Annotated in this window: 19 protein-coding genes; 12 read left to right on the forward strand and 7 right to left on the reverse strand. The window is 67.1% G+C overall.

The annotated features are described in order from the left end of the window. Positions 1-32 precede the first annotated feature (32 nt). Entirely contained in the window at positions 33-1,010 is a 978-nt protein-coding gene (locus tag ARTH_RS10325) for a LysR family transcriptional regulator (protein ID WP_043429742.1), read from the forward strand. 129 nt (positions 1,011-1,139) lie between these two features. Further along, positions 1,140-1,556: a VOC family protein gene (locus tag ARTH_RS10330; protein WP_043429744.1), complete on the forward strand. Its 417-nt coding sequence runs from the start codon at positions 1,140-1,142 to the stop codon at positions 1,554-1,556. A 74-nt stretch (positions 1,557-1,630) separates the two neighbouring features. Here the strand turns inward: ARTH_RS10330 and ARTH_RS10335 are convergent, their stop codons facing one another. Together ARTH_RS10335 and ARTH_RS10340 are read right to left on the reverse strand one after the other, a co-directional pair. Beyond that, positions 1,631-2,740 carry a class I SAM-dependent methyltransferase gene (locus ARTH_RS10335; protein WP_011691890.1) on the reverse strand — a complete coding sequence of 370 codons (1,110 nt, stop codon included), beginning with the start codon at positions 2,738-2,740 and terminating at the stop codon, positions 1,631-1,633. 200 nt (positions 2,741-2,940) lie between these two features. After that, the gene (locus ARTH_RS10340) at positions 2,941-4,584 is read right to left on the reverse strand and encodes a helix-turn-helix domain-containing protein (RefSeq protein WP_011691891.1); all 1,644 of its coding nucleotides are present in this window, start codon (positions 4,582-4,584) and stop codon (positions 2,941-2,943) included. Positions 4,585-4,818: 234 nt separating this feature from the next. Between ARTH_RS10340 and ARTH_RS10345 the strand changes: the two genes are divergently transcribed. Both ARTH_RS10345 and ARTH_RS10350 read left to right on the forward strand, forming a co-directional pair. Next, the gene (locus ARTH_RS10345; protein WP_011691892.1) at positions 4,819-6,204 is read left to right on the forward strand and encodes an MBL fold metallo-hydrolase RNA specificity domain-containing protein; all 1,386 of its coding nucleotides are present in this window, start codon (positions 4,819-4,821) and stop codon (positions 6,202-6,204) included. Beyond that, positions 6,201-7,532 (forward strand): erythromycin esterase family protein, encoded by a 1,332-nt coding sequence (locus tag ARTH_RS10350; protein ID WP_011691893.1) that lies wholly within the window; start codon positions 6,201-6,203, stop codon positions 7,530-7,532. The genes ARTH_RS10345 and ARTH_RS10350 overlap by 4 nt, the downstream gene beginning before the upstream one ends. On the opposite strand, the gene ARTH_RS10355 is transcribed toward ARTH_RS10350, so the two are convergent. Further along, the gene (locus ARTH_RS10355; RefSeq protein WP_011691894.1) at positions 7,478-8,182 is read right to left on the reverse strand and encodes a hypothetical protein; all 705 of its coding nucleotides are present in this window, start codon (positions 8,180-8,182) and stop codon (positions 7,478-7,480) included. The two genes, ARTH_RS10350 and ARTH_RS10355, sit on opposite strands and share 55 nt — an antisense overlap. A 143-nt stretch (positions 8,183-8,325) precedes the next feature. On the opposite strand from ARTH_RS10355, the gene ARTH_RS10360 reads away from it, so the two are divergent. Then, positions 8,326-9,195: a universal stress protein gene (locus tag ARTH_RS10360; RefSeq protein WP_011691895.1), complete on the forward strand. Its 870-nt coding sequence runs from the start codon at positions 8,326-8,328 to the stop codon at positions 9,193-9,195. A gap of 107 nt (positions 9,196-9,302) precedes the next feature. Here ARTH_RS10360 and ARTH_RS10365 read toward each other — a convergent pair whose 3' ends face one another. From ARTH_RS10365 to ARTH_RS10380, 4 genes are all read right to left on the reverse strand, one after another. Next, entirely contained in the window at positions 9,303-10,121 is an 819-nt protein-coding gene (locus ARTH_RS10365; protein WP_011691896.1) for a maleylpyruvate isomerase family mycothiol-dependent enzyme, read from the reverse strand. Continuing rightward, entirely contained in the window at positions 10,121-10,957 is an 837-nt protein-coding gene (locus ARTH_RS10370; protein WP_011691897.1) for a fumarylacetoacetate hydrolase family protein, read from the reverse strand. The genes ARTH_RS10365 and ARTH_RS10370 overlap by 1 nt, the downstream gene beginning before the upstream one ends. Continuing rightward, complete coding sequence (locus ARTH_RS10375) at positions 10,954-12,087, reverse strand: cupin domain-containing protein (protein WP_011691898.1); 1,134 nt, start codon at positions 12,085-12,087, stop codon at positions 10,954-10,956. Before ARTH_RS10375 ends, ARTH_RS10370 begins: the two co-directional genes overlap by 4 nt. Before the next feature lie 130 nt (positions 12,088-12,217). Beyond that, the gene (locus ARTH_RS10380) at positions 12,218-13,051 is read right to left on the reverse strand and encodes an IclR family transcriptional regulator (protein WP_011691899.1); all 834 of its coding nucleotides are present in this window, start codon (positions 13,049-13,051) and stop codon (positions 12,218-12,220) included. A gap of 48 nt (positions 13,052-13,099) precedes the next feature. Here ARTH_RS10380 and ARTH_RS10385 point away from each other — a divergent pair, with 48 nt between their 5' ends. The 7 genes from ARTH_RS10385 to ARTH_RS10415 all read left to right on the forward strand — a co-directional run bounded on the left by ARTH_RS10385 (position 13,100) and on the right by ARTH_RS10415 (position 19,973). Next, positions 13,100-14,464 (forward strand): MFS transporter, encoded by a 1,365-nt coding sequence (locus ARTH_RS10385; protein ID WP_011691900.1) that lies wholly within the window; start codon positions 13,100-13,102, stop codon positions 14,462-14,464. Continuing rightward, positions 14,457-15,707, forward strand: a complete 1,251-nt coding sequence (locus tag ARTH_RS10390; protein ID WP_011691901.1) for an FAD-dependent oxidoreductase — start codon at positions 14,457-14,459, stop codon at positions 15,705-15,707. The genes ARTH_RS10385 and ARTH_RS10390 overlap by 8 nt, the downstream gene beginning before the upstream one ends. Positions 15,708-15,854: 147 nt before the next feature. Further along, positions 15,855-16,349 (forward strand): HAD domain-containing protein, encoded by a 495-nt coding sequence (locus ARTH_RS10395; protein WP_011691902.1) that lies wholly within the window; start codon positions 15,855-15,857, stop codon positions 16,347-16,349. A 170-nt stretch (positions 16,350-16,519) separates the two neighbouring features. Then, complete coding sequence (locus ARTH_RS10400) at positions 16,520-17,728, forward strand: inorganic phosphate transporter (protein ID WP_043429747.1); 1,209 nt, start codon at positions 16,520-16,522, stop codon at positions 17,726-17,728. Beyond that, a complete protein-coding gene (locus ARTH_RS10405; RefSeq protein ID WP_011691904.1) occupies positions 17,729-17,950 on the forward strand; it encodes a hypothetical protein in 222 nt (73 codons plus the stop codon). A gap of 185 nt (positions 17,951-18,135) precedes the next feature. Further along, on the forward strand, positions 18,136-19,107 hold the full coding sequence (locus tag ARTH_RS10410; protein WP_011691905.1) for a hypothetical protein: 972 nt from the start codon (positions 18,136-18,138) through the stop codon (positions 19,105-19,107). Next, positions 19,104-19,973 carry a hypothetical protein gene (locus tag ARTH_RS10415; protein WP_011691906.1) on the forward strand — a complete coding sequence of 290 codons (870 nt, stop codon included), beginning with the start codon at positions 19,104-19,106 and terminating at the stop codon, positions 19,971-19,973. Before ARTH_RS10410 ends, ARTH_RS10415 begins: the two co-directional genes overlap by 4 nt. Positions 19,974-19,980: the final 7 nt, after the last annotated feature.

Here is a 19,980-nt window from a genome sequence, read left to right on the forward strand (position 1 = left end):
CGTCATAAGCGAAGGGTTATGAAGCCGTGTCGATGACTTTGAGCCAGCTGCGGGCCTTCGCGCTCGTGGCCAGACTGGGGTCGCTTCACGCTGCCGCGGCGGCCCTGGCTGTCAGCGAGCCGGCGGTCTCCTCGGCCCTGGCTGCGCTCCGGAGGGACCTTGGCGACCCCCTCTTCGTCCGTGCTGCCGGAGGCATTGCCCTGACGCCGGGCGGCCGGGCGCTGGCGGACTATGCCCAGGAAATCGTCGGCCTGGCTGACCAAGCCCGGTGGGAGGTCTCCCACGCAACCACAGACGCGGGGTTGCTGAGAATCGTCGCAACAGCTCCGTTCGCTGAACATGCGGCCGGACGGCTGCTCGACCTCTTCACCAAACGGGTCCCCGGAGCCTCTGTCGATGTCGTAGTGGAGTCCGCTGCTAACATAGCGTCTCTTCTGCTTGACCGCGCCTTCGACATAGCCCTCGGGGCCATGCCTACGCAGCCAGCCGGCCCGGGTGCCGACGTCGGACTGGAGATGGTCCCTTTCCTGCGGTATCAGCGCGTCTTTGTGGTGGCGGCGTCGCATCCCCTCGCAGTGCTGCACGGGCCGGTACCACTGGCCCGGCTACTGGACCGCCCGTGGTTCGCCGGCCCCTCCGGCATCCAGTCGGAGACGGATGAAGGGCGGTGGCTGTCGTCGATGGGCGTAGTGCCCGAAGTGATCCGGCTAAGCAGCGAAACCGACGCGCTCGCCGCGGTCAGAGCGGGAGAGGGTTTGACACTGGCCGTGGGGCATATTGTGCGGGCGGAACTCCAAACCGGAGTCCTTGTGCGCGTACCGGTCGTCGGAACTCCAGTTTCCGGTCTGTGGTGGGCAAGCACGCTTAGCCACGGCCGGACAACCTCCAAGGCAAAGGCGCTGCAGCGCTTCGTCACCACACCGGATGCAACAGCCGCCATGGTTGCTCCGGGCGGCTCGCGGGGGCTTGAACGACGGGGATCCAAAGTTCACGTTGCTCTCTGGAGCTGAGGCCGAGGGCCATCGCCGCCCCTATGCAGTCCGGCACGACTGGGGCAACATATGAAGTGTTCCAAGCCCGGGCGGCCACCGGATCCACGGGTGGTCCGGGTATCGACCGGCACGAGAGGACACCTGAAGATGACCACGACACTTAATCCCTACCTTGGCTTCCGGGACAATGCGCGGGAGGCCATGAACTTTTACCAGTCCGTATTTGGAGGCGAACTGGCAATGAGCACCTTTGGCGAGTTCCATGCCAGCGAAGACGCGTCCGAGCAGGACAAGATCATGCACGGCATGCTGACCACCGGATCCGGCATGGTGCTCATGGGCGCCGACACGCCCAACGGCATGAGCTTCACCCCGGGCGACAACTTCTCCGTTTCCCTCAGCGGCGATGACGACGCCGAACTGCGCGGGTACTGGGAGAAGCTGTCCGACGGCGGCACCGTGACGGTGCCGCTCGAACAAGCGCCGTGGGGCGATACCTTCGGAATGTGCACGGACAAGTTCGGCGTCGCCTGGCTGGTGAACATCGCCGGACCCAAGCAGTAGGCCCCCGGCAGCACGGGGCCCGGGAGCGCAGGCCCCCGGCACCCCAGGGCCCGGGCAGCCGAGCCGTTCGGCGCCTACTTGCGGGCCACAAAGTAGGCGTTGAACGGGTCCTCCTCGAGTTCTTTCACGTCAACGGTGGCAAAGCCTGCAGCCCGGACCATGGATTCAGCCAACTGGACACCCCAAACCGTTCCCAGCCCGTCCCCGCCCTGTGCCAGGGACACGGACATGCAGTGGAATGTTGAGATCGCGTAGAGGAACGTCCCCCACGGGAGCTCAACATTGTCGATCAGTTCGCTCGAGGCCTTGATATCCACCATGAGGAACGTGCCGTCGGGGCGCAGCGCCCGGTGGATGTTTTGCAGCACCTTCGCCGGCCGGGCCTGGTCGTGGATGGCATCGAAAACAGTGATGACGTCGAAGCCTTCCACGATGTCCAGGTCAGCTGCGTCCAGGAGCTCGAACCGGACGTTCCCCAGTCCCAGCCGCCGGGCTTCCGCCCGCCCGGCGAGCACGGCGTCCTCGAAGAAGTCGTAGCCCGTGAAGCGGCTCGCGGGAAAAGCTCCGGCCATCAGGTTGACGGCGTGCCCGGCTCCGCATCCGATATCTGCGACGTCGATTCCCGCCTGCAGGCTGTCCACACACCCGGCCAGCGGGAGGATGGCGGACACGAGGGATGCATCATGGACCGAGGCGCTGTCAGCGGCCTGGATGCCGACGAAATCCGGATAGTCCTCGTACCCCAGGCCGCCGCCCGTCCGGAATTTGTGCGCGATCTTGTCCGCCACCCCACCCATCAGGGTGATGTACTGAAGCGTCCGGGCCAGGTTGTCGACGCCTTGGCCGCAGACGGACGGTGCCAGCGCAGGGTCGAGCCGGTAGGTGCCTGCGGCGGGCCGGTACTCGACGAAGCGGGCCGTCACCATGCCGCCGAGCCATTCGCGGACGTAGCGTTCGTTAAGCCCGGCAGCGTCGGCGATCTGCTCACTCGAGGCAGGCGGCAGCCCGGCCATCACGTCGAACAGCCCGGTCTGGTGGCCGATGCTGGCCAGGACGGCGGCCGAGCTGTCGTTGAGGATGCCGAGCAGGCGGGCGGCGGCGGCTTCAACGGCGTCCTCCGCGGCTTTCGCGTCGCGGGCGGCCGCCGCGTCTCCTGCCGTGAGGCGGAGGTCGGTGGTGGTCATTGTGTTTCCTTTCTTCGGCGGACTCGCTGTCCGGCTACTTCGAAAGTACGTCCGGGGCCGGGCACGCCGCGTCGGGCGGATCATGCATCTTTCACCGGGGCTGTGGGGTGAATGATGCAGGGGGCACCTCCCCGCAAGGGCCGGCCGGGCGGACGCACGACGACGGGGGAAACGGCGCTCGCCGTCGTCGTCGTCGTTCTTCACGCCAGTCCGTGGTCCCTGGCCCAGCCGGCCGCGGCGGTCCGGGTGGAGACCCCGATCTTGCCGAAAATGTTGGCCAGGTGCCGACCCACCGTCTTTTCACTGATGACCAGGGCATCCGCCACCTGGCGGTTGCTTGCACCGGTGGTGATGAGTGCCAGGACTTCGCACTCCCGGGCCGTCAGGCCGCCCCGGTCCGTGCCGTCGGTGGTGCCGCCGGCACTGCCTGCGCCACGCTCCAGCCGTTCGACGTCGGGGACTGCCCCTAGCTGGCGGTAGATGGCGAGCGCTGTGGCGAGGTCGGCATCGGCCGCACCGGCCTGGCCGAGGGCACGCCGGGACACGGCGAGAAGCTCGTGGATCCGGGCCGTGCGGTAGCGCGCACGCTGCGCGCGGTACGTCCGGGCGGCTGCCTCAAGGAACGGCAGGGCGCTGTCCGCACGGCCGGACGCCAGCAGGACGGCGCCACGGGCCTGGCATGCCCACGCCTGGAGGCCCGGAGAGGCGAACCGGGTGGCGGTCCTTTCCAGTTCGGCGGCCAGTGCCTCGGCGAGCGCCGCGTCACGCCGGGCCAGTGCCAGCTCGGTGGCGGGCAGCAGCAGCCTGGCCCGGTCCAGCAGCCGGCTCTCGCCCAGCGCGGCACGGAGCTGGCTAAGGGCCAGCATGGTGTCGCCGGCTTCATAGTGCAGCAGGGCCTCGCCCGGCTGCGGGTCCACCCCGAGGTCCCGTGCACGGCGGTACGCGGCCAGCGCCCCGGCAGTATTGCCGCGCAGGCGGCGGACCTCGCCGAGTTCGTAGTAGCCTGCCCCGGCCATCCAGCCGTGTGCTGTGACCAGGTTGTCGCTGGAGGCGCCGATCTCGCGTTCCACCGCATCCCAGCCCCCTTCGGCGCTGATCAGCTGAAGCTCGTGGATGCGGGTGACGCCGGTGTACACAAAAGTGGCTGACAAGCCCGCTGTCCAACGGTCCAGTGCGCCGGTCCAGGCCCGCATCCTGGCCAGGTCTCCGAGCTGGTGGCAGAGGTGGATGACAGTGCAATAGATGTCTCCGGCCCACACGGGCGCAACGGCACCGGCCAGGACCGGCAGCATGGCCTCGTCCAGGTCGCTGAAACCGTCCTCGGTCCGCCCGGCCCGGACCCCGCCAAGTCCGGCAACGACCCGGGCAAAACAGGCGAGGGTGGGGTCAGCCAGGCGGTTCGCCAGGGCATCGAGCCTCGCTGCGGCTGCCTGCGCCGGTCCGGGGTCTTCCTCCAGGTCCAGGGACATGGCGCTCTCCAGGTACAGCAGGTACCCGTGTGCAGGCCCTTCAGGGAGGCCCTGCAGCAGGCGCCGTGCCCGGTTGAGCCACCCGGAGGCAACCACGAGATCCCCCCGCGTGCCCCACTGCAGAGACAGGAGGATGGCTTTCATCGCTGCGGCGGGCTGGTCGCCGGAACCGGCCAGGCCCCGGTAGAGATCCTCTGTTACCGAGAGTGACTCGGGGATGTCGCCCAGCCACCACATCGCGTCGGCCAGGGCAGCCAGGTCCTGCAACTCCAGGCCGGTGGTGCTCCTGGCGGCAAGAAGCTCGTTGCGGGCCGCGGGCCAGTCCCTGCGGGCGTACGCCGCGCGGGCGCTGGTGATCAAATCCTGTTCAGCCATGCGAGGTCTCCAAGGGATGGTCCCAGCGTACTGCCGGCTCCGCCTCCCGAAAAGGCGGGAGCGAGCGGGCAGCCGTGACTTTCGGCCCTAGGTGGGCTGCCGGAAGAAGCGGAAGCTGGGACGTACATCGCGACTGCGCTTTCCGGCGCGTTGCAGTGCATGCGCCTGCCGGGCCCTGGCGCTGCCGCTGCCGCCGGACGGCAACGGGAACGCTGCGCAACGGGAGCAGGGAGCATGATGAAACACCGACACCCGCAACTCCGGTTCCTCGGAGCCACGGACAGCGTGACCGGTTCCCGGTACCTGGTTGAGGCGGCAGGTAAACGCATCCTCGTGGACTGCGGGCTGTTCCAAGGCTACAAGGTGCTCCGCGACCGCAACAGGATCCCCTTCCCCGTGAGGCCGGACTCCATTGACGCCATCCTGCTGACGCATGCGCACCTTGACCACACCGGCTACGTCCCCGCCCTGGTCCGGGACGGTTTCAACGGGCCGGTGTACGCCACGGAGGGCACCACCGAATTGTGCACCCTGCTCCTGCCGGATAGCGGGCACCTGCAGGAAGAGGAAGCCAAGTACGCCTACGAGCACGGATCGTCCAGGCACAGCCCGCCGGTTCCGCTCTACACGGCTGCGGACGCTGTCCGCTCGCTCGACAGTTTCCGGGAACACGGCTTCGACACCCCGCTGGAGCTCGGCGGGGGGATCGCCGCGACGTTCCTGCCCGCCGGCCACATCCTGGGGGCAGCCCAGATCAGGCTCGCTGTGGGCCAGCATTCCGTCCATTTCACCGGCGACCTGGGACGCACCGATGATCCGCTGATGTTTCCGCCCCGGGGACTTGGCGCCGCTGACATTCTTGTCACCGAATCCACCTACGGAAACCGCAAACACTCGAGCCTGGATCCGGAACTGCAGTTGGGCGAGATCATCACCCGTGTGGCGAAGAAGAACGGCGTGATCATGATCGCCGCGTTCGCCGTCGGACGGGCGGAGACACTGATGCTGCACCTGTCCCGGCTCCGCAGCAAAAACGCCATTCCGGACATCCCCGTGTACCTCAACAGCCCCATGGCCATTGACGCGTCCGGCATGTACCAGCGCCATCCCGATGAACACCGGCTCAAACAGCCGGAGTATGAGGACATGTACAAAGTGGCCAAGATGACCCGGACGGTGGACGACTCGAAGCTGCTCAACCTCCGCGGTGGGCCAATGGTGATTATTTCCGCCAGCGGGATGCTCACCGGAGGCAGGATCCTGCACCACATCGCCGAATACGGACCCGATCCGAAAAACGCCATCATCCTCAGCGGCTACCAGGCTGGCGGAACCCGCGGCGCCGCGCTCGCCGCCGGCGTGCGGCAACTTCGCATCTACGGAGAGGACGTGCGCATCCGCGCCGAGGTGATCCAGATGGAAAGCCTGTCCGCGCATGCGGACTCCGACGGGCTGATCGAGTGGATGCGGGCCGCCGCACGGGAACCCCGGATGACCTACATCACCCACGGCGAACCGGAAGCGTCCGATGCGCTCCGGATCCGCATCAAGCGCGAACTCGGCTGGCGGGTGCGCGTTCCGGAATACCTTGAAGGCATCTCGCTCGAGGACCCGACATGACCAACGGAAACCGTGCTGTCCTGAGCATGCTGGACGAGATCCGCACCCTGGCCCGGCCCCTCACCGGGATCCGGGACCTTGACCGGCTGGTCCACGGCGCCGGTACCGGACGCTTCGTGGCCATCGGCGAAGCATCCCACGGCACGCACGAGTACTACACCATGCGTGCCCGCCTGAGCATGCGGCTGATCGAAGAGCAGGGTTACAGCTGGATCGGGGTGGAAGGCGACTGGCCGGACTGCTGGCGGATCAACCGCTGGGTCCGGGGACAAAGCGGCCAGGACACTGGAGTGCACACCATGCTCGCCGGATTCGGGCGCTGGCCCACCTGGATGTGGGCAAACGAGGAAGTGGCAGGCTTCCTTGACTGGCTCCGCGGCTGGAACCTGGAGCGTCCGATGGAAGAGCGGGTTGGCTTCTACGGGCTGGACGTCTACTCACTGTGGGATTCCCTGCGGGAGATCATCGGCTGGCTCGAGGAAAACGAGCCCGACGCCGTCCCCGCTGCCATGCGGGCGTGGCGGTGTTTCCTTCCGCATCACGAAGACCCGCACGAGTACGCCTGGAGCACCCGGCTGGTCCCCGAATCGTGCGAGGCTGATGTGGTTGCACTCCTCACCGAGGTGCGGAACCGGGCATTTGCGCTGCGCGACCACGAACCGCGCGTCGAAAGCGATGAGGCTTTCGACGCGGTCCAGAACGCTGTGGTTGCCGCCAACGCCGAGCATTACTACCGCATCATGGTGCAGGGGAGCCGCGAGTCCTGGAACGTCCGGGACCTTCACATGGCGGACACCGTGGACCGGTTGAGTGCGCATCTGGGCCCGGCGTCCAAAGGGATCATCTGGGAGCACAACACCCATGTGGGCGATGCGCGGGCCACGGACATGGCGCGGGACGGGCTGGTGAACGTTGGCCAGCTGCTCCGCGAGCGCCACGGTTCCGAAGGCGTCACCCTGGTGGGTTTCGGATCGTACCGGGGAACAGTCATGGCTGCGGACGCCTGGGGCTCCCCGGAACGGGTGCTCACGGTGCCGGAAGCCCGGACCGGCAGCCACGAGGATCTGCTGCACCGGGCCCTGGGCGCACCGGCATTGTTGGAATTCGGCGGGGACAGGTCCGGGCCGTGGCTGTCAACCTGGTTGGGTCACCGGGCCATCGGTGTTGTCTACCGCCCGGCCAGGGAATCCGGAAACTACGTTCCCACCCGGATGGGAGGGCGTTACGACGCCCTCATCTGGATGGAACAGACCTCGGCGCTTCGTCCGCTGCATCACGAGGCTCCGCCGAGTGAGCCGGAGTTCGAAACGGAGCCCACCGGATTCTGAGCTGCCGCTGGAAAGCGAAGCAGCCGTTTCATCACCAGGCCGGTTACGAGTGCCATGCCGGCGGCCATCAGGATGGCGGCAGCGACGCCGATGGTGATCACCGTCGTCGGCGGCTGTCCCGGCTGCCACAGCGGAGGTGCGACGGCGAAGAAGAGTCCCAGCCCCACGCACCATGCCAGCGCGTTCCCGGCCACCCACCGTCCGCTGTGCGCGACGTGCCGGCGGAGTTCCGGCCATTGTGCCAGCCCGATCGAACACAGCAGCAGCAGGGCGCCGGGAGCCGCGACGCCGATCTGCAGGGCAGGCGGCCAGACCTGCCACTGGTTGGCGAAAGTACTGGGGCTAAGGCCGAGGAGCCAGGCGAGCGCCGCACCGGCGGCGGTGCGGATGGTCCACCTGCTCACGCTGAGGCCGGGCAGCAGGCTTCGGAGCACGTGCGCCTGGGCGAGCCCCAGGACTGTGCCCTCGGCGACGCCGGCCACCACCAGCCAGGCCATCCCGCCGGCGGTGTCCGGAATGATCACGAAGACTGCGACGACGGCGGGAACCAGGAAGCCTGCACTCTCACCGACGGTGACCCACAGCAACCAGCGGCGGAGGAACGGTTGGGGCCGCGAGGGGGCGGCGGCGCCGGCCCGGGTCTGCTCCATGGCCCCGACGCTACGCGGGGCACCAGCGCCGGGTGAGGGGCTTAAGGCCCTAACCCCCGTGTCTGCCGCCGGAGCACACTGAAAGTGTCAGCGGCCTCCGGCGTGCTGATCCGAAAACGCGATGGAGAAGAGCAGGATTCAGAATGAGCAAACCAATCGTCGTCGGCATCAACGGCTCCACCGGAAGTGAGGCCGCAATGTCGTGGTCGCTCCACCGGGCAGCCAGGCTCAAGCTGCCGGTTATCGCCGTCCATGCGGTGGATGACCGGTGGATGTCGCCGGACTTCCAGTACCACGAACTGATCAGGGAATCAGGCATGGAGCTGCTGAGGCAGGTGCAGGAGGATGCCGCCAAGAAGGAACCCGACGTGGCCGTCGACGTGCAGTTGCGCCACGGCAGCGCCGGCGCCGCGCTCAAGGAAATGTCCAAGGACGCCGCCATGGTGGTCATCGGGTCACACCACCGCCATTGGGCCGACGGCGGACCCATGACGGACCGGGCCCTTCAGGTCGTTACTGCGTCGGACAGCCCGGTGGCGGTTATTCCGCAGGACCAGGGGCCGGAGGGCCGCGGGGTTGTCGTGGGTGTGGACGGCTCGGAGGAGTCCCTCCAGGCCGTAGCCTTCGCCGCGGCGGAAGCCGACCGCGAGGGCGACGAACTAACGGCCGTGCTGGCTTTCCGGCGCCCCGCCCGCTGGGTGCAGAGCGGGATGCCTGCCAGCGGACTGGCTGAAGTCATTAAGGAAGAGGACAAGATTGTTCTCGCGGAATCGGTGGCCGGCCTGCGGGACAAGTACCCGGACCTGGTGGTGAACCAGCGGCTGGACAAGGACACCGACCCCGCCAAGGCCCTCGTGGAGGCCGCGGCGAACGCGCGCCTCCTGGTGATCGGCAGCCGGGGGCGCGGGGGATTCAGCCGGCTTGTCCTCGGCTCCACGGCCCATGCGGTTCTGCTGCGCGTTCCTTGCCCCACGGTGGTCACCAGGGTCCACAAGGTCAAGCACGAGGAATAGCGGGCACCGTCAGTGCATGGCTATGGCCCCCTCCGTGGAGGGGGCCATAGCCATGTGCGGGATCCGCCCCGCGCTTTAGTGCCACTGCGGGCGCCAGGCCGTGGTTGCTAGATCCACTTTGGCGCTGCCGGTACCTCGGGCAGGTCAGCGTCCGACGCCGGTGGGGCGGCGTCTGCTGCTGTGGCGCCTGTTGCGGTGGTCGTTGTTGCCGCGGTGCTTGTCGCTGTCACGCCGTGGGTGCCGCGGCCGGTGGCCCATTGGGTGATGGCGGCGAGCGGGCCGTAGACCACTGTTGGTGTTTCGGCGTCGGTGTCGCCGAAGACCATCCCGTCGGGCTGGTCGGTGACTCTGATGAGCAGTCCGGTGTCGGTGCCTCGGGTGTGCCAGGCTGCGGTGATGTCCGCCAGTAGTCTGGCCAGGACCGGTGCGGGGATGTCGTTGAAGGTGGCGCCGTTGCCGAGGTCCACGGCGTGGACCCAGACTTCGCGGGTGCGCATCCAGACGGTTTCCTCGGCCGGGACGATCCTGCCCTGGGCTGTTTTGACTTTGTGGTGCCAGGCCTCTGCCGGGAGGTCCCGCCATTCGACGTTCAGGTGCACGGCGGAGTGGTCGAACAGGTGCCGCAGTGCGATCGGGGGCAGGGTGGCTCCGAAGTTGATTTCCTGGTCCCGCACCGACGTGGAGGCGTACATGGGTGTCTCCACGCCGGTGGCTGCCCACTCGATGAGCCGCGCGATGGCCCGCGCGTTGTAGCCGATGTGGGCCGTGACGTGCCGGCGGGTCCAGCCCGGCAGGAGCGAGTCTCCGTCGAGGTCCGCGTCGGAGAGCTCGTTGAGCTTGCGGGCGAAGAACGCCGTGCCCCGCCGTGCCTGCAGCAGACCCTCAAGCAGTTGCGGGTCGGTGGTCTGGTCGTGGCGGGCAACCATCAGGCTTCCTTGACCACGCGGTTGTTCAGCTGGCCCAGGCCCTCGATGGTGGTGACCAGGATCTGGCCTTCCTGCAGGTAGCGCTTGGGGTCCTGGGCGTGGCCCACTCCGCCCGGGGTGCCGGTGGCGATCACGTCGCCGGGGTTCAGCGTGATGATCGTGGAGATGTAGGAGACCAGGAATTCCGGGGTGAAGACCAGGTCCCCGGTGGGGGTGGACTGCTGGATCTCGCCGTCCACGGCCGAGGTCATCAGCGGGCCGGCGGTGAACTCGTCCCGGGTGACCAGGGCGGGGCCGAACGGGGTGGAGTTCTCCCAGGTCTTGCCCTGGAGCCACTGGATGGTGCGGAACTGGTAGTCGCGCACGGAAACATCGTTCAGCACCGAGTACCCGGCGATGTAATCCGTGGCGTCGGCTTCGCTGATCCGGCGGCCCTTCTTGCCGATCACCACGGCGAGTTCGGCTTCCCAGTCCACGGTGTCGGATTCCTGCGGCAGCGCCAGGTCATCGTTCGGGCCGATCAGGGATTCCTGGTACTTCGCGAACAGGGTGGGGTACTCCGGGATTTCCCGGCCCATTTCCTTGATGTGGTTGCGGTAGTTATGGCCCACGCAGATGATCTTGCCCGGGAACGGCACCACCGGCGCGAGGTCCGCGCCCTCGAGCGGATGCGTCGCACCGTTCGCTGCGGCGGCGATGGATTCCCACGCGGAGTCTTTCAGGAGTGCCCCGACGTCGGCGAAGCCGTCGATTTCGGTCAGGGTGGTCCCGTCCTGGCGGACAGCCTTCGTTACTGTTTTGTCTCCGACAGAGGTGCGGAGGGTGAGGAGTCTCATGCGTTCTTGCGTCCTTCGATGTAGGTGCGGTTGAAGTTCAGTCGTTCAAAAATGGGGGCGTCGCTGAACCGGAACAGATCAAACCCGCTCTCAGCCTGCAGGGACCATTCAGCCCAGGACGGGACAACGAAGAGGTCGCCCTTTTCCAGGGTCCGGGGTTCGCCGTTGAGAACAACGGCACCGGTCCCTTCGAAGACCTGCCAGACGCTGGAGCCGACCTCGCGGACGCCCTGGGTGGACGCGCCGGGCCGGAGGCGGTGGAATTCGGCCCGGATGGTGGGCATCACGTCCCCGCCGGTGGTGGGATTGGTGTAACGGACAGCGGCGTGGCCCTGGGACACGGTGGCCGGGTGGCCCTCGTCCTCGAGCAAAAGTTGCTCGGCCAGGGCACGGTCAGTGTATTCCCACCGGTACGCGGCGATGGGGGAGCTGGTGGTGTCATCCAGGCCGGAGAGCGGGCGCAGGCCCGGGTGGGCCCAGAGCCGCTCGGAGCGGGAGATGTCCGGGGTGGCCTCGTCGGTGACCCGTTCGGTGCCGAACTCGAAGAACCCGGCGTCCGCGTAGTGCACGAACGGGATGTCCAGGCCGTCGATCCAGGCCATCGGCTCATCGGTGTCGTTGTGGTGGCCGTGGAAGTTCCAGCCCGGGGTCAGCAGGAAATCACCGCGGGACATCCGGACCGGGTCCCCGTTCACCACGGTCCACACGCCTTCACCTTCGACGACGAAGCGGAACGCGTTTTGGGAATGGCGGTGCTCGGGGGCTGTTTCGTGGCCGCCCAGGTACTGGATGGCTGCCCACAGAGTGGGCGTGGCATAGGCCGTGCCGCCCAAACCAGGGTTGGCGAGGGCAATGGCGCGGCGTTCCCCGCCGCGGCCCACCGGCACCAGGTCACCTGCGCGGGCGGCCAGCGGGTACAGGTCGCTCCACCGCCACACATGCGGCACCGCCTTCGGGGAGGGGACCATCGGCATCAGGTCACCGATCTCAGTCCACAACGGGATCAGGTTCTCCCGGTCAAAATCCCGGTACAGCTCCTCGAGCTGGGCAGCTTCTTCAGGCGTCGGCTCCGGAGCAGTGTGCCCCGCGGCCACTGATTCATGAGTCGTGTTCTCGGCGCTGATGGACACGTGGGCCTCCTCGGTAGGTCAGAACAGTTCTTGGCGTAGCTCGACTCTACGGATGCCGACATGTGGCCCCCAGCATATTCTGCTAGTCAGAATTCCTGGCCCGTTCCGGCGGGGCGCCCGGCCCCGGCGTTCAGTCCGGCTCGGCCGGATTGGCCGCGATGTCGATCTCCAGCTGCCGGCAGGTTTCCCGCAGGGCAGGCACCAGTCCGGCATCGAACACCCTGCGGAAGCGGGTCGCGGGCGTGGCCACGCTGAGCGCGCCCACCACCTTCCCGTGCCTGTTGTGCAGGGCGATCCCGAGGGCGCTCACACCTTCCTCAGTGCCTTCAAAATTGGCGGCGAAACCGTTGTTGCGGATCGACTCCAGCTCGCGCAGGAACGCCGGGTACTCCACGGCGGGGATGGTGTCCCCGCCGATCTCGGCATTATTGCTGCGGAAGAGCTGGTCAACCATGGGAGTCTCCAGTTCGGCGAGCATGGCTTTGCCCCCGGAGGTTTTGTTTGCGGGCATTACCGTCCCCTGGCGGTCACCGACGCGCAAAACATTATTTCCCTCCACGGTGGCCAGGAAACGCACTTTCGTACCCACCCGGACCATGAGGTTGACGGTCTCGTTCAGCTGCGCGGAGAGCAGCTCCATATGAGGCTGGGCGAGCGAGCGGAGCAGCCTGGTCCAGCTCAGCCCTGCCGGCCCGACGCCCATTGCCGGGCCGGGCACGTAGCGCCGGGTCTCATCCTGGACGGCGAACCCCCGGTAGACCAGCATCGCCAGCAGGCGGTGGGCAGTGGACGGGGCCACGCCCAGCTCCTCGGCGGCGTCCTTGAGGCGCAGCGCGCCGCCGTCACGAAGCAGCTGCAGGAGCTGCAGCGCATTGTCCACGGCCTCAATGGAGTAGGTTGGCCGCTTCTGTACGGGCTTCGGGGCTGACTTGGACGCCGGATTGGCGTTGGGCTGTTTCTGCACATCAGAATTGTATTGTCGTTCGCCACGCGCAGTCATGACAGTAGTGGCATGACTCACACAACATCCGCTGCAGCGCCGCACCGGTCCTCCCCCGGGGACGCCGCCCCCACTTCCGCTGATGGGCCTGCATCGCGGTTCTCCAAAGCGTCGGCCGCGGCCGTCCTCGTTTGCTGGCTTTTGGTGGTCTTCGATGGCTACGACCTGATCGTCTACGGCACTGTCCAGTCTTCGCTGATCTCCGAGACCGGCTGGGGCCTGAACAAGGCCACCGCCGGAACCATCGGTTCCATGGCCTTCCTCGGCATGATGATCGGCGCGATCTTCGCCGGCCGGATGGCCGACTCGTGGGGTCGCCGCCGCACCATCCTGGGTTGCGCCGTCGTGTTCTCGATCTTCACCGCCCTCTGTGCCTTCGCTCCCAGCGCTGCCGTCTTTGGCGGCCTGCGGCTCCTCGCCGGCATCGGGCTCGGCGGGCTGGTGCCCTCGGCGAACGCCCTTGTTGCCGAACTTGTCCCCACCAAGTGGCGGTCCACCATCGCCACCCTGATGATGTCCGGTGTTCCGATCGGCGGATCCATCGCCGCCCTCGTCGGCATCCAGCTGATTCCCGCCTTCGGCTGGCAGGCCATGTTCCTGGTGGCCGTGCTGGCCCTGGTGATCGTGGTGCCCCTGGGAGTGAAATACCTCCCGGAGACGCTTGCCCCGGTCCGGGCCACAGGCAGTGCAACAGAGAAGGCTGCCCGTACGGCAGCCGGCAACGCCAGTGCGGTCAAGGAACCGTCCGGCTTCTCGTCCCTGCTCCGTGCCCCGTACCTTGGTGTCAGCATGCTGTTCGCCCTGGCGACGATCGCCACCCTGTTCGCTTGGTACGGACTGGGAACCTGGTTGCCCAACCTGATGCAGTTGGCGGGCTACAACCTGGGTTCCGCCCTGACCTTCGCGCTGGCCCTCAACCTGGGTGCGGTGGCCGGTTCGGTCATCACGGCCTGGGCCGGAACCCGCTTCGGTCCGGTGCCGACTGCGATCGCCGCTGCCGCCGTCGCCGCCGTTGCGCTGGTGGTCCTCGTCACGGGGCCGTCTGTCACCGTCGTCTACCTCATGCTGGTCCTCGCCGGCGTCGGCACCCACGGCACGCAGTGCCTGATCATTGCCGCCGTCGCGAGCCACTATCCCGGACACCTGCGGGGCACCGCGCTGGGCTGGGCGCTCGGGACGGGCCGCATCGGTGCCGTCGTCGCGCCGCAGGTGGGCGGACTCCTGCTGGCAGCCGGACTGGGCGTCAACTCCAATTTCCTCGCCTTCGCCGGTGCAGCCGCCATCGCAGCGGTCCTGCTGGCCGCCGTCGGCCTCAAACTCAAGTCGAAACTCTCAATTTCACCCTCACACTCATCAACAGGAGCAATCAATGTCTGAGCACGCCACGTCCACCGATGTCCTCGTCATCGGAGGGGGTATGGCCGGACTCGCCGGAGCCCTCGCGCTACGCGAAAACGGTGCCGACGTCACCCTCGTGGAACGGGCACCGGAGTTCGGCGAGGTGGGCGCCGGGCTGCAGATGGCCCCCAACGCCTCCCGCGTCCTCCGGAGCTGGGGCCTGCTGGAGAAAGCGCTCGAAATCGGTGTCCAGCCCAAGCACCTGGTCTTCCGCGACGCCGTCACCGGAGAAGAGCTCACCCGCCAGACGCTCGGCACCGAATTCGAGGAACGCTACGGTGCGCCGTATGTCGTGATCCACCGCAGCGACCTCCACCGGGTCCTCCTCGAGGGCTGTGAAGCAGCCGGGGTCAAGCTCGTCAACGACGTCATGGTGGAGAGCGTTGAGACTGTGAACGGCCGCGGCGTGGCCCACACCGCCGGAGGCGTTGACTACGAGGCCGACGTCGTTATCGGCGCCGACGGTCTCCGGTCCACCCTCCGTCCGCTCGTGGCAAACGACGAACCCGTCTCCTCGGCGTACGTCGCCTACCGCGGCACGGTGCCGATCACCGAGAACACACCCAAGGCCGACCTTGAAGACGTCATCGTCTACCTCGGACCGGACTGCCACCTGGTGCAGTACCCGTTGCGCAAGGGCGAACTGCTGAACACCGTGGCCGTCTTCAAGTCGCCGTCCTTCGAAGCCGGCGTCGAACAGTACGGGGGAGTGGACGAGCTCGAGGCAGCCTACAAGGACTGCGTCCCGGCGGTTCAGGAAGCGCTGAAGAACCTGGCCACCGGCATCCGCTGGCCCATGTACGACCGTGACCCGATCGAGAACTGGGTTGCCGGCCGCATGGTGCTGATGGGCGACGCCGCGCACCCGATGCTGCAGTACCTGGCGCAGGGCGCTTGCCAGGCCCTCGAGGACGCAGCCGTGCTGCAGGACGTCAGCGCCGGCACCGTCTTCACCGCGGACGGCGTCAACCCCGAAGCCTGGGACGGCGCCATCAAGGAGTTCAACGCAATCCGCGCCGGCCGCACCGCCCGGGTCCAGCGCACCGCCCGCGTCTGGGGCGAATCCTGGCATGTCTCCGGACTGGCCCGGACCCTGCGCAACCTGCTCTTTAAGAGCCGGAAGGACAACGACTTCCAGTACAACGACTGGCTGTACGGCCAGGCCGGCGACGGAGTTCCTGCCGCCGTCCGTAAGGAGACCGCGGTGAAAGTCCCCGCCTGATCCACCGGTCCAGGCTTAGCTCTGCACCCTGAAAAGTGCCGGACACGTCTTCCGTGTCCGGCACTTTTCGTTAGGCACGGTGTGTTGCCGGCCCTCCGGCCCCTCGGTAACGTTTTGGGTGGAGCTCCCGGAGGAAAGGACGCCGCCGTGAGGAATGTCTCCCTCTATTTGGACGTGGACGGCGTGATTTGCCCGTTCGGCGCCTCGGGCACCACGGACTGGGGGAGCCGCTGGCGGACGTCCGATGCCGGCCTCCTCGAAGTGACCTACGCCGGTGAACTCGTGGAGTCCCTCAACACGCTGTCCATGACACCTGGCCTTCGCTGCGTCTGGCTCACCAGCTGGGAGGAGATGGCACCGGAATACCTGTGCCCCGCCATCGGCCTGGCCGGGCGGGAATGGCCCGTTCTTGCCAGTGACGGGCCGGGCGGAGGCGACGGCTGGTGGAAACTGCAGGCCCTGCAACGGGACCTCGAGGCATGCGCTCCGGACCGGGCCGTGTGGATCGACGACCAACTCGATTACGAAGCCGAGGCCCGCGCATGGGCGTCCGTCCTCCGCGGGCGCCTGCTGCTGATTTCACCGCATCCGAGGCGGGGCTTGTCCCCGGTTGAACTGGACGCAGTCCGTGCTTTCCTTTGACCGCCCGGTGTTTTGTCCTCAGGGCGTTGACGCGTACGATCGTTAGGGTTTCAAGCCCCTTCCGAACAACACCGCACTAACTGCCGGCAAATGCCGCGGTAACTTGCGTGCGGTCAGGGGCAATGGGGAAGTGGAACTGCTGACCGTCGACTCTGCAGATTGGGCAACAGGTGGAAATCACCTTTATGGTGGCGCTGGTTATAGCGCTGGCACTTTTTTTCGACTTCACCAACGGATTTCATGACACCGCCAACGCGATGGCTACACCCATTGCCACCGGTGCCATCAAACCGAAGACGGCAGTTGCCCTGGCAGCGGTCCTGAACCTGGTCGGAGCGTTCCTCTCCACGGAAGTGGCCAAGACGGTGTCCGGCGGCATCATCAAAGAGGGTTCAGACGGCATCCAGATCACCCCGGACATCATCTTCGCCGGCCTCATGGGCGCCATTCTCTGGAACATGATCACGTGGTTGAAAGGCCTGCCGTCGAGTTCGTCGCACGCCCTCTTCGGCGGCCTGATCGGCGCCGCCATCGCCGGCATCGGCATCCATTCGGTGAACTTCGAATCCCTCATGCAGAAGGTCATCCTTCCCGCCATCTTCGCCCCGGTCATCGCCGGCGCAGTGGCCTACGTCTGCACCCGCCTGGCCTACGCGCTGACATCCCGGCACGATCCGGAGACCGGCAGCAAGCTCACGCAGAAGCGCGGCGGTTTCCGGACCGGCCAGATCTTCACGTCCAGCCTGGTGGCCCTGGCACACGGAACCAACGATGCGCAGAAGACCATGGGCATCATCACCTTGGTGCTGATCTCCGCCGGAACGCAGGCGCCGGGATCCGGACCGCAGTTCTGGGTCATTGCAGCCTGTGCGTTCGCCATTGCCATCGGCACCTACGCCGGCGGCTGGCGGATCATCCGCACCATGGGCTCGGGCCTTACCGACGTCAAGCCCGCCCAGGGCTTTGCAGCGGAAGCCAGCACGGCCTCAGCCATCCTTGCTTCTTCCCACCTTGGCTTTGCCCTGTCCACCACGCAGGTGGCCTCCGGCTCCGTGATCGGTTCCGGGCTGGGCCGCAAGGGCACCTCGGTGCGCTGGGGCACTGCCGGCCGCATCGCCGTCGGCTGGCTTTTCACCCTACCGGCCGCCGGGATCGTGGGCGCCTTGACGGCCCTGCTCGTGATGACCGGACCGGTGGGTGTCGTCATTGCCGCCGTTGCCGGGACCGGCGCCGTGCTGTTCATGTTCGTCCAGTCCCGCAAGTCCCATGTGGGCCACCACAATGCCGTGGAGGTCGAGGAAGCAGGGCAGGCTGTCCGGTTCCGTAAAAAGAAGGCAATGGCCGCCAGCCGCGCCAACAAGTTTAAGGATGGCAACTAAATGAAGTGGTTGGAATTGGTGCAGGTGGCCGGTGCCACGCTCCTTGCCGCCGTGACGGTAGTGGTCCTTTACTCCATCGGCGTTCGTTTCACGGCCATCGCCGGTGATCCCGAGCAGGCCACGCCCCGGTGGATGAAATCGCTCGCCTACGCCTGCTTCGGGCTGTGCGGCCTGGCGGTGCTGTTCGGCTTGTACCTGATCATTCCGTACTTCAGCAAGTAGTAGCTTCAGGCAGTTACCTGTGGAGCGCACGGGACTGCTCTGGCGGATATGACCCAACGGGGGAATAGTTAACACTGTTTCAGCGTGTTTGGTCCGGCTCCGCAGCCGGCCGATGCCGGGAGCCATCCCGAAGGGTTTATCCAGGCCGGTTCCCCTGCCGGGAACCGCAAGCAGGCGGGTCTGTCATGCACAGTCGAACCGGGGCAGCAGCCCGGCTAGCAGCCGGACTTCCAGGAATCGCCGCGGCTTGGTGCCTGCTGCTCCTTGCGGGCGGCTGCGCCGCTCCGCCATCCCCGCCACCGGAATCCCAGGCAAGTTCGACGACGGCGGCACCACCCGCAGCCCCGGATCCGGCCGCTTCGTCCTCCTCCCCGAATGATCCGCCCACGGCTGCACCGTTGCCCGGTCCGGTTGACGGACCTCCTGTTGCCGGCGCCCCTGTCATCCGGTGGGTCCCCATTGGACCGGCCGCACCCACCGATCCGCCCGAGGGGACGCTGTACGAGCTCCTGCGCAGCCTCGACTGCGCAGGCCTCCGCGAGTCAACGCTGAACACGGCGTTTCCTGCCGTCTGGAAGGCCGCGGAGGCCACCTGCCAGGCACTGTCCACGGACCTGCCGGCGGACTGGCAGCAGGCACAGGCTGCGTTGGCCGGGGTTCCCGGCCTGCCGCCCGAACGGTGCTGGGAAAACAAAGTCACGGAATCGCTGCAGCAGGCAGTGGAACTGCGGACCGCCAACCCGGGGGTCAAGCTCGTGGTGAACGCAGCAGGGGCAGGCGACGACTGCCCCCGTCGACTGACAGGCCTGACGGTCCTCGACGGGCCCTCTGCCGGCACAGCCCCGCCATCCGTTTCCTCCGTCGGCGGAGCCCGGGTGCGCCTCCAGGGGTTCTTCGTGAATGTGGACAAAGTCCTGGTGGACGGCAATCCGGTTGACGTCGAAGGCCCGCAGTTCGGCCCCTTCGAGTTTTACGCGCCGCCGACCGCATCAGGCGCCACGTCCGCCACCGTGACAGTGGCTGCAACGCCCCCGGTGTCCGGTGAAGCCCTGCTCCGTTATGCTGACCCGACGCCGTCCACGCCGGCCACACCGCCCGCGTCACCGCCGGACATTTCCCCGCCGCCGTCCGGGGCGTCGGCAGGACCAACATCATGAGCGGCGAACCGGAGGCGGATCCCCGCTGGAAACGCGCTGTCGACATGCTGGCGGTCATCGGCCCGCCATTGACCATCGCGACTGCTTTGCTGGTTTACTTCGGCTGGGCGCGCACGGATGCCCAGGCGAAGGCCATGGGGCTGGATGTCAGCCTCTTCGGCTTCACCGTTCAGGACTTTGTCCTCAGGAGCATCCCGTCTTTGTTCATCCCGCTGGTCTGGCTGCTGATCGTGGCTTCAGTCTGGCTTTCCGTGGACAGGTTCCTCGCCGGACGCCTCAACGCCGGCAGGCGTGCGGGCATCCGGAGGCTCGCCGCCGTGATCCTGGTTGCTGGACTGGCCTGCGCGACTGCCATGTGGATCGTGGTGATTCTCCAGCCCGAACGCACCGTGCTGTTCGTGCCGTACATCATGGCCGGCGGCGTACTCCTGTCCGCCTGGGGACTGAGCCTGTGGCGGCGGTCCGCCGAAGCACCCGGGCGCAACGTGGCCGCACTGTCCCGCGGGTCAGAAAAGACGCTCATCTTCTGCCTGGTGACGCTGCTGCTCTTCTGGGGCACTTCCGACTACGCCCAGGCGCTGGGCCGGGGACTTGCGGTCAGTTACGAGCAACGGTCCGCGCTCCTGCCCACCGCCGTTGTGTACAGCAAGGACCGGCTGGGAATCAGTGCGCCCAACGTCACCGAACAATCCAGCGGCACGGCGGAACATCCGGTGTACCAGTACAGCGGCCTGCGGCTGCTCGTGGTCAGCGGCGGCCGCGTCTTCCTGCTCAACGAGGGCTGGACGCTTCGGAGCGGCAAGGTGGTGGTGCTCCGTGATGATCCGGGCATGCGCGTGGAGTATGGGAACCCCGAGTCCAAATGACTAGGCT

The sequence above is a fragment of the Arthrobacter sp. FB24 genome (assembly GCF_000196235.1).
In the GTDB taxonomy this organism is placed as follows: Bacteria; Actinomycetota; Actinomycetes; order Actinomycetales; family Micrococcaceae; genus Arthrobacter.